The sequence below is a fragment of the Candidatus Kryptonium thompsonii genome (assembly GCF_001535985.1).
In the GTDB taxonomy this organism is placed as follows: domain Bacteria; phylum Bacteroidota; class Ignavibacteria; order Kryptoniales; family Kryptoniaceae; genus Kryptonium; species Kryptonium thompsonii.
Genome location: NZ_CZVS01000019.1, coordinates 22,117 through 32,267 on the forward strand (window position 1 = coordinate 22,117; position 10,151 = coordinate 32,267).

Sequence of the window (10,151 nt, forward strand, 5' to 3'; positions counted from 1 at the left end):
TCAAACTTAAATCAATGTTTTACCTTCAATCGCTGCCCTCACAAATCCATCTGCTTTTCTCAGTCTCTCCCGCGCCTCTTCAGCAGAGCAACCTGCCTTTATCATCACAATAGCTGTCTTTACATGACCACCTGCTTCTTTTAAGTATTTTTCAGCTGTCGCATAGTCAACCCCAGTGACTATCATGACAACTCTCTTTGCTCTTTCCTTCAACTTCTCACTTGTCATCTGAAGATCAACCATAAGATTTTCATAAACTTTTCCAAGCCGTATCATAGCAGTCGTTGAAATCATGTTAAGAATTAACTTCTGCGCTGTTCCCGATTTCATTCGCGTTGAACCCATTATCACCTCCGGACCAACCTCAGCACAAATCGCAACATCAACAAAGGGATAATTAAATTGATTTCGCGGATTTGTAGTTATAAAAATTGTCTTCGCACCAAGCTCTTTAGCTCTTCTTATAGCTCCAACCACATAAGGAGTTCTTCGACTTGCCGCAATTCCACAGACGACGTCTTTTTCATTGACATTTTTCGCTTCAATATCTCTTATTCCATCTTCCTCCCTGTCCTCCGCACCTTCCTGAGCTCTAAATACAGCTTCTGGTCCTCCAGCGATTATCCCTTGAACCATCTCTGGATCAGTTCCAAATGTCGGTGGACACTCAGCGGCATCAAGAATCCCAAGCCTACCACTTGTCCCAGCTCCAACATAAATCAATCTTCCGCCCTGCTTAAATGCTTGCACGACAAGTTCAACTGCTTGTGCAATGTATGGTATCTCTTTTTCAACAACATAAGGTACTTTTTTATCCTCATCATTGATGATTTTTAAAATCTCAATTGTTGATTTTGAATCAATATCCATGCTCGCTGGATTTCTCTGTTCAGTTATCAGGTTCAATAGTTCATCAAATAGTTCCTTTCCTGATTTCGCCATTTTACACCTTTTTTGTTGTTAATTTCATTAACACAACCTTTTTGTCTTTAAAGCCTACTTTTTCAAATCCTTGAAAATTTAAATCAAGAATTTCAACGCCAGCCACAAAACCGGTTCTAAGGGCACCTTTAATCTCACCTTCAATATCTCCACCCTTGAAAACAATTAAAGAACCAGAATGAAGATAACTCTTTTGATTTATTTTCTCCAAGAATTTTTTTGAGAAATTTTGAAAATTGAAAAATCCCACACTCCATTTAACAATCTTTTTTAATTCTCCAACAGCTCTGCAAATCACATAATCAAATTTCCCTCTATATTCTTCTAACTTTGAAATTTCCTCCGCCCTTCCCCAAACTGCTTTGGCATTCCCAAGACCCAACCTCTTTAAAATATCAGATACCGCTTCAACTTTTTTCCGTGTTCCATCAAGAAGAACAAACTTTACATTTTCATTTAAAATTGCCCAAGGTATCCCCGGCAGCCCACCTCCTGTTCCAAGATCAAGCACCAAAGAATTCGGTTCAATCTCAATTTTAAACAAAGGTGAAATGCAATGAAGTATATGTCTACCCCAAATGTCTGTTTCCTCCCTTGAGATCAGGTTTACTTTTTCATTCCAGCTAAGTAAAAAATTTACATAATTTTGTAAAAGCCTCGCTTTATCCTCGCAAATCTCCAAACCATTCAAACTACATATCTCGATAAACTCTTCAAAGCTCATTGAAAAAACTTTTTAACTTAACGATCACATCAAAAGTGTTTCACGTGAAACACTTTTAACCCTTCAGATAGACCATGAGAACTGATATATCAGCAGGTGAAACACCGGAAATTCTCGAAGCTTGACCTATCGATCTGGGTCTAACTTTCATCAACTTTTCTCTGGCTTCGGTTGAAAGCGACTTAACCTTATTATAATCAAAATCCGGCGGAATTTCCATCGTCTCATACTTCTCAAACTTTTCGATCTCCTCAAGTTGCCTCTGAATGTATCCTTCGTATCTTACCTCGATCTCAACTTGCCTTAATACATCTTTCCTTCTCAAAACTTTTTGCAGAATGTCATCGGACTTGAATGCTTCAAGCTCAAAAAGTTCAGATACATTAACCTCAGGTCTTTTTATGAGTTGTTCAAGCTTTTCATTTTGCTCAAGTGGTTTTGAACCTATCCTTTCAAGATATGAATTGACCTCGGAAGGTTTAACACTTCTATTTTTAACGAAATAAAGCGCTTCTTTGATCATTTCTTCTTTCTCAAGCAACTTTTGGTAAACATCGCTCGGTATCAGCCCAAATTTATACCCATATTTCATCAACCTTCTATCTGCATTATCCTGTCTCAACATTAATCTATATTCAGCTCTTGATGTAAACATTCTATAAGGTTCATCAATGATTTTGTTTATCAAATCATCAATCAAAACCCCAATGTAAGCCTCACTTCGCTTTAGAATAAATTCATCCTCGCCTTTAATTTTAAGCGCAGCGTTTATCCCAGCTATTATTCCTTGTGCAGCGGCTTCCTCATAACCAGAAGTTCCATTTATCTGTCCAGCAAAATAAAGTCCTTCAACAAGCTTTGTTTCAAGCGTCAACTTCAATTGATGCGGTGGGAAAAAGTCATATTCAACAGCATATCCTGGGCGAAGCATTTTCACATTTTCAAGCCCAGGTATTGTTTTTAACCCTGCAAGTTGAATTTCAACTGGCAAACTTGTCGAAAAACCGTTGACATACATTACATGCGTATCCCTTCCTTCAGGCTCGAGAAAAATCTGATGTCTTTCTTTATCCCTGAAGCGATAAACTTTATCTTCAATCGAAGGACAATACCTCGGACCTCGACCTTTGATAAGACCTGTAAAAAGTGGCGATCGATCGAATCCTTTTTCTAAAATTTTGTGTGTTTCTTCATTTGTATATGTTAAATAACAGGGAATTTGATCCTTTATTATTTCTTTCGTTTGGAAAGAAAAAGGTTCAGCATCGGGATCTCCTGGTTCAACCTGAACCTTTGAATAATCAACGGTTCGCGCATCAATTCTTGGCGGGGTTCCAGTTTTCAACCTTCCGCTTACAAAACCAAGTTTTTCAAGTGACTCCGTAAGCCCCGTTGCAGCAGGCTCGCCAAACCTTCCACCAACTCTACTTATAAGCCCCGTATACATCTTGCCGTTTAAAAATGTCCCAGCTGCAATTATAAGTGCCTTACACGCAATTTTTATATCAAGCCCAGTCCTAACTCCAACAACCTTGCCATTTTCGACAAAAATTTCGGTCACAACATCTTGCATTATATCAAGCCCTTCTTGAGCTTCAACACGCTTTCGCGCCTCTATCGAATATTGCTCGCGATCATTTTGAGTTCTTAAAGACCATACTGCGGGACCTTTTGACTTGTTCAAAATTCTATATTGGATTGCGGTTGCATCTGCAATTTTACCTATTTCTCCACCAAGCGCATCAATTTCTCTGACCAAATGTCCTTTTGCAGTCCCGCCAACCGCAGGATTACACGACATTCGTCCTATCGCAGTTATATCCATTGTCATAAGAAGCGTCTTCATCCCCATTCTTGCAGCAGCTAAAGACGCCTCAATTCCGGCATGACCTCCACCAACAACTATGACATCGTAAGTTTCATCTATCGTTGGATTTATTATCATCGTTTTGCTTTAAAATTTGTTTTCAAAATGTTTCACGTGAAACACTTTTACTTACCAATGCAAAACTTTGAGAAGATGTTGTTTAAAATATCGTCTGTTGTCACCTCCCCGATTATCTCGCCAAGATGATTAAGCCCAGCTCTTAAATCCACAGCTACAAGATCCCCGCTCATTCCTTCTTCGAGTGATTTTAAAGCATAAAGCAAACTTTGCTTCGCTTTAATAAGTGCATCACGATGCCTCACATTTGTAACAACAACGCTTGCATCCGTCCTATTTGTTCCAAAGAAAGATTGCTCGACCATTATCTTTTTCAACTTATCAAGCCCAAACCCAGTTAAGGCAGATATATTAACAACTGGAAAATTATTCGTTATTTTTTCCATTTGAATTTGTCTTCCATCCAAAAGGTCAACCTTGTTAAAAACGATTATGCATTTCTTTGATTCATCCATTGCAAGATTTAAAACACGGTGATAAAGTCTCATATCACTTTCACTAATTTCATCGGTCGAATCTATCACAAGTAAAATCATATCTGCCTTTTTAAGTTGTTCTTCTGCTCTTCTAACTCCTTCTTGTTCAATGATATCATAAGTTTCCCTTAAACCTGCTGTATCAATGACTCTGAAAAGAATACCATCAATATTCAAGCTTTCTTCAATTATATCCCTTGTCGTTCCTGGGATATCGCTCACAATAGCTCTATTTTCATTCAAAAGAGCATTCAATAAACTTGATTTCCCAGCGTTTGGCTTCCCGGCGATGACAACTTTTACCCCTTCACGATAAATTTTCCCGTATTTAAAAGTCTCTATTAACTCATCAATTTCTGCTATCGCATCCCTAATCTTGTTCGCAAGTTCTGGCTTATCAACAAACTCAAGATCTTCATCCGCAAAATCAAGTTCAAGTTCAACAAGCGAACATAAATTTATCAAATCATCCCTCATCTTTTTAATCTTCCTCGAAAGTGAACCCTCAAGTTGAGATAGCGAACTTTGATATGCAAGGTCGGTCACAGAACGTATCAAATCAGCAATTGCTTCAGCCTGTGAAAGGTCTATCCTCCCGTTTAAAAACGCTCGCTTGGTAAATTCACCTGGCTGCGCAAGTCGTGCTCCAGCTTCGAGTATTGTCTCAAGAACTTTCCTTGTGACGAAAATTCCACCATGGCAACTTATCTCGACTGTATCCTCGCCCGTATATGAATGTGGCGCCCTGAAAACAGTGGCAACTACATAATCAACCACCTTCCCCGTTGAATCAACTATACTCCCGTAATGAGCCGTATGGGTTTTAACTTCTTCAAGTTTCTTCTTGCCTCTAAAAACTCTATCAGCAATTTTTATCGCATCCTTCCCACTTATCCTGATCACAGAAATCCCAGCCTCTCCAATCGCCGTTGAAATCGCAGCGATTGTATCCTCAAGATATTTCATCAAAGGTTTAAAATTTGATATGATTTTACATTCAATTTAAAAAATCAACTCCTCAAATCAAAAATAAGGCAGTTTTATCGCTATGCTTCACAACCCTTGACTAAATTTTGAACAATTGGTCAAAATTTGACTTTTAAGTCGAAAAGTGTTATATTTTGATTAAATCAAAACTCAAAATAAACCAGCATGTCAAAGTCAAAAAGACGTGAAATAATCAAAGAAAGACACAAACAAGAGATTATTGAATCTGCGCTATATCTGTTTGGTAAAAAGGGTTATAAAGACACAACCATTGAAGAAATAGCAGAACATGCTCAATTCAGCAAGGGCGCCATTTATTTTTACTTCCCAAGCAAAGAACATCTCTTCCATGAAATCTTGAAAACAGTTTTCGATAAAGTTCAATCATTTGCAGAGGAAGCAAAAAATCTCAAGGGAAGCGCCCGCGAGAAACTAAAAACTTACGCCGTTAATATCATCCGTTTCTTCCTAACCGAAAATAATTATTCATTCCATGTTATGATGCAGGCGAGCATGCAAATGGAAAGCAAAGAAAGGGAATTAACGAGAAAATACGTTATAGAAAGATTGAGAGAGATTTCAAAAATATTAACTGACATAGTTAAAACTGACATTAAAAACGGCAAACTGAAGAACATAAATCCAAACCTTGTCATAATGGCTTTCAACGGCATGCTAAGAGATATCATCTATGGTTGCATTACTGAAAACAAAGTGGATTTAAAACCTGAAGAAATGCCAGATGCAGTCATCCAGATAATTTTTGACGGAATATCAAAAAACAAATAAAAAAGAAACACATGAAAGCATTAATTTTATTTGTGCTTCTACCAGTAACATTGCTATCACAGCCTAAGGTATTAACACTTGAAGATGCAGTAAAAATAGCGCTTGAAAACAATAATCAAGTGAGAACTGCTCGCCTTGAACTTATCAAATCCGATGAAAAACTTGTTGAAGCAAGATCAAACCTAATTCCACAAATCACTTTATCTGGAAGTTATTCAAGATACCTAAAGAAACCCGTTTTGTTTCTCCCCCCAGATTCACCATTTGGAAGGTTAACGGGTGGCGTGATCGAGATAGGCTTTGATAACTCTTACATTGGTTTGGTTAATCTTCAGATGCCCATTTTTTCATGGTCTGTTTATGCTGGAATAAATACTGCAAATAAGGGGCGTTTAATTGCGGAGCAAACATACAAAAGTGTCGCTTTGAAAACGATAAGTGATGTAAAAAAGGCTTTTTACAATGTTCTCCTCGTAAAAGAAGCTTACAAAATAACAAAAATGCGAATTGAGCTTGCCGAAGATAATCTGAAAAACGTTGAAAAGATGTATCGTCAAGGCATAGCCTCTGAATATGATTATATCAACGCACAAGTTCAATATCAAAACCTGCAACCGTTGTTGGTTCAAGCTGAGAACAATCTTGAACTTGCCCAAAATGCACTTAAATTTCTTCTTGGGATTGATGTCAACCAAGAGATAGATGTGGTTGGAGAAATGAATGTTGATAATTTTACAGAAATTGATTATACGAATGCTCTAAAAGAACTTTATGAAAACAATCCTGACATAAAACAGGCGGAATATCAAATAGAACTATCGAGATCGCTTGTTTCACTCGAATTATCTGGTCACCTCCCTGCTCTATTTCTCACGGGAAATCTTCAATACCAAGCTCAAGCGAACGATTTCAACTTCAATCGATATAGGTGGATAAGGACAACATTTATTGGCTTGCAACTACAAATCCCAATATTCAGAGGTTTTGGAACGCAAGCAAGAATTGATCAAGCAAGAGTATCACTTCAACAGTCAACAGAACGATTGCGATTTATAAAGCAGGCTCTCGAAAATGAATTAAAAGGCACGATTTATAAAATTGAACAATCGAAGAAAAGAATAGAGGCCCAGAAGAAAGCAGTAGAACTTGCTGAACTCGGATATAAAATAGCAAGAAAAAGATTTGAAAGTGGCGTTGGAACACAACTTGAAGTCAGCAACGCAGAAGTGAACTTTGCACAAGCACGATTAAACTATCAACAGGCAATTTATGACTATCTTACAGCGTTAAGTGACCTTGAAAGGCTAATAGGTAAAATAAACTATTAGGAGGAGAAATGAAAAAATCGTTTTTAAGCACATTTCTAATTGTTGGGTTAATTTTCTTTGGCTGTGCATCAAAAAATGAAAACTCTAAATCAGATAATCTAAATGAAGATATAGTCCCAGTTAAAGTGGCGAAAGCGGTAAAAAGAAGTTATGATATAATACTCGAATATGCTGGAACTGTCGAACCTTATCAAAAAGCTCGAGTTGGCGCACAAATGTCTGGAACGATAGAAAAAATTTATGTAAAAGAAGGGGACTTTGTAAAAGAGGGACAGATTCTCGCACGGATGAACACTCAACAACTGACCCAAGCGAAAATACAATATGAGCTTGCGGAATCTGACTACAAAAGAATGAAGTCACTTTTTGAAACTGGCTCGATCCCTGAACAACAACTTGAAAGAGCAAAAGCAAATTATGAGGCAGCAAAAGCTTCTTATGAACTCATTCTTTCTAATACTCAAATTCGTGCACCTTTCGACGGAATTGTAACCGAGAAGCTCATGAATGAGGGCGAGGTTTTCACACTCGTTCCAACGGGTGCTGGAGGTCCTGGGATAGTTACCCTGATGAGAATGGATATTGTGAAAATAAAATTAAGCATCGCCGAAAGAGATTTCCCATTGATAAAATTAAATCAACCTGCCGAAGTAATTGTTGATGTTTACCCTGATAAAGTGTTTATCGGGAAGATATCTCAAAAAAATCCAGCTGTAAGTTCAATATCAAAAACATTCTCAGCCGAGGTTGAAGTGCCAAATGCTCAGTTTCTCTTAAGACCCGGGATGTTTGCGAGAGTCAAAATAAAAGTTGGCAAAGGTCAAGGTATAATAATTCCTGAATCAGCTGTGGTTCCACTCCCTGGCTCAAATGTAAACTATGCTTTTGTTGTGCAGGGTGATGTTGTAAACAGGAGAAATATAACAATTGGGAGAAAGTTTGATGGAGAAGTCGAAGTATTAAGTGGAATAAGTGAAAACGAGATGGTTGTGATAACTGGACAAACAAAACTTTCCGATGGAACAAAAGTAAAAGTCATCGAGTAAAACTTACCGGAGGTGTAAAAAATGAGTTTACCTAAGCTATCCGTAAATAGACCTGTTACCGTCATAATGTTTTATATGGCATTAGCAGTTCTTGGTGCCTTTGCTCTTTCACGCCTTGCGATAGACCTTCTTCCAAAGCTTGAACCCCCAGCAATAAGCGTCGTCACAATTTATCCGGGTGCATCAGCGGAAGACGTTGAACAAAAGGTCACAAAACTAATCGAGGAACAAGTTAGCACGATAAACAATGTTTCAAAAGTCACATCAAGCTCAAAAGATAACATCTCGATTATAACTGTTACATTTAATTGGGGCACGGATATAGCTGAAGCAACAAATGATATCAGAGATGCTATAGACAGGGTTAAAAGAAGACTTCCAGATGATGCGGAAGAACCTTCCATTTTTAAATTTAGCACATCGACTTTGCCCGTTATGATGATTGGAATCAATTCAAGTGAAAGTTACCCTGGGATCAATAAGATCATTGAAGATAAAATAGCACAGCCGTTGAGACAAGTTCCAGGTGTTGGCGCAGTTTTTGCAATAGGTGGACCATATCGTGAAATCTTAATAAGAGTTGATCCTAAAAAGCTTGAGGCATATAACTTATCGATACCGCAAATTGCTCAAATCCTTAACTCCGAAAATCTTTCTCTTCCAGCCGGGATAATTAAAGTTGGAACCAAAGAATACAGCGTTCGTGTCCCGGGTGAATTTAAATCAATTGAAGAAATTAAATCAACTGTTATAGGGAATTACCAGGGTGCGCTCGTCTATTTAAGGGATGTGGCAGATGTGATTGACACAATAAAGGAACAAACTCTTTATGTTAGGATAAACAATACACCCGGGGTTCTACTTTTTATCCAAAAACAAGCAACCGCAAATACAATTGAAGTTGTCGATGCAGTTAAAAAAGCTCTGCCCAAAATTGAAAAAACATTGCCAAAGGATGTTAAACTTAACATTGCTTTTGATTCATCTGAATTTATAAAAAATTCGTTTCGAAACTTAAGCAACGCAATTGTATACTGGGGCATCTTTGTAATTCTTGTCGTCCTTTTGTTCCTCCGAAAGATCAGAGCAAGTTTGATAATAATTCTAACAATTCCATTCTCATTGATAGTTGCATTTATAACGCTTTATCTAATTGGTGGTACCATAAATCTTATCTCACTTGCCTCCCTTGCCATTGCAGTTGGAATCGTAGTTGATAATGCTATAGTTGTGCTTGAGAACATAACTCGACACATTGAGCGAGGAGAAAATCCTCAAACAGCTTCAGTTATAGCTGCAAATGAAATTGGACTTGCGATCTCTGCTTCATCCTTGACTAACATAGCTGTATTTCTTCCGCTTGCTTTTTTAACTGGAATAGCCGGTTTCCTTTTCAAAGAACTTGGGATACTCGTTACAGTAATGGTTTTAACTTCGCTCCTTGCTTCATTGACTTTAACCCCAACCTTATCATCCAAATGGTTGAAAGGTCAGGAAAAAATAAAAAATAAACTCCTTTCAAATCTTTTTAACACAAGTGAAAGATGGTTCCAAGCAATTGAAAGTTTTTATGGTAACCTCATATCTTGGGCTTTGAGACATAAGGCAATAGTTATACTTACTGCTTTGGTTTTATTTATTAGCTCGTTCATACTTTTTAGATTGGTTGGTTTTGAGTTCTTCCCTGCAAGTGACACGGGACAAATTCAGGTGATTGCACAACTTCCCGTTGGGACAAGAATTGATGAAACGATAAAAGTAGGCGAGCAATTACAAAAAATTGTAGCGGAGGAAATACCTGAAAAATGGAGAAAATATATTTTTATGAGAGTTGGAACAACCGAACAAGGCTTTGCCACAATAACAGGCCAAGTTGAAGGAAACAATGTTGTAACCGTTGGGGCAAGGCTTGTC

Annotated in this window: 8 protein-coding genes; 4 read left to right on the top strand and 4 right to left on the bottom strand. The window is 37.7% G+C overall.

What is annotated here, in order from left to right; all coding sequences use genetic code 11:
* Window positions 1-6: 6 nt before the first annotated feature.
* Genes murQ through mnmE form a run of 4 tightly spaced genes read right to left on the bottom strand, consistent with a single transcriptional unit; the run spans window position 7 to window position 5,053 of the window.
* On the bottom strand, window positions 7-942 hold the full coding sequence (gene murQ, locus AWW78_RS03475; protein ID WP_047134213.1) for an N-acetylmuramic acid 6-phosphate etherase: 936 nt from the start codon (window positions 940-942) through the stop codon (window positions 7-9).
* A 1-nt stretch (window position 943) separates the two neighbouring features.
* On the bottom strand, window positions 944-1,666 hold the full coding sequence (gene rsmG, locus AWW78_RS03480) for a 16S rRNA (guanine(527)-N(7))-methyltransferase RsmG (protein WP_075426078.1): 723 nt from the start codon (window positions 1,664-1,666) through the stop codon (window positions 944-946).
* 55 nt (window positions 1,667-1,721) lie between these two features.
* Complete coding sequence (mnmG, locus tag AWW78_RS03485) at window positions 1,722-3,611, bottom strand: tRNA uridine-5-carboxymethylaminomethyl(34) synthesis enzyme MnmG (RefSeq protein WP_047134214.1); 1,890 nt, start codon at window positions 3,609-3,611, stop codon at window positions 1,722-1,724.
* 47 nt (window positions 3,612-3,658) lie between these two features.
* A complete protein-coding gene (gene mnmE, locus AWW78_RS03490) occupies window positions 3,659-5,053 on the bottom strand; it encodes a tRNA uridine-5-carboxymethylaminomethyl(34) synthesis GTPase MnmE (RefSeq protein WP_047134215.1) in 1,395 nt (464 codons plus the stop codon).
* A gap of 186 nt (window positions 5,054-5,239) precedes the next feature.
* Between mnmE and AWW78_RS03495 the strand changes: the two genes are divergently transcribed.
* The 4 genes from AWW78_RS03495 to AWW78_RS03510 form a co-directional block, all read left to right on the top strand.
* Window positions 5,240-5,863, top strand: coding sequence for a TetR/AcrR family transcriptional regulator (locus tag AWW78_RS03495; RefSeq protein ID WP_075426079.1), 624 nt, complete (start codon window positions 5,240-5,242; stop codon window positions 5,861-5,863).
* 11 nt (window positions 5,864-5,874) lie between these two features.
* Complete coding sequence (locus tag AWW78_RS03500; protein WP_047134216.1) at window positions 5,875-7,191, top strand: TolC family protein; 1,317 nt, start codon at window positions 5,875-5,877, stop codon at window positions 7,189-7,191.
* An 8-nt stretch (window positions 7,192-7,199) separates the two neighbouring features.
* Window positions 7,200-8,237, top strand: coding sequence for an efflux RND transporter periplasmic adaptor subunit (locus tag AWW78_RS03505; RefSeq protein ID WP_047134217.1), 1,038 nt, complete (start codon window positions 7,200-7,202; stop codon window positions 8,235-8,237).
* Between the two features lie 21 nt (window positions 8,238-8,258).
* A partial coding sequence (locus AWW78_RS03510; protein ID WP_047134222.1) for an efflux RND transporter permease subunit occupies window positions 8,259-10,151 on the top strand: 1,893 nt, incomplete at its 3' end.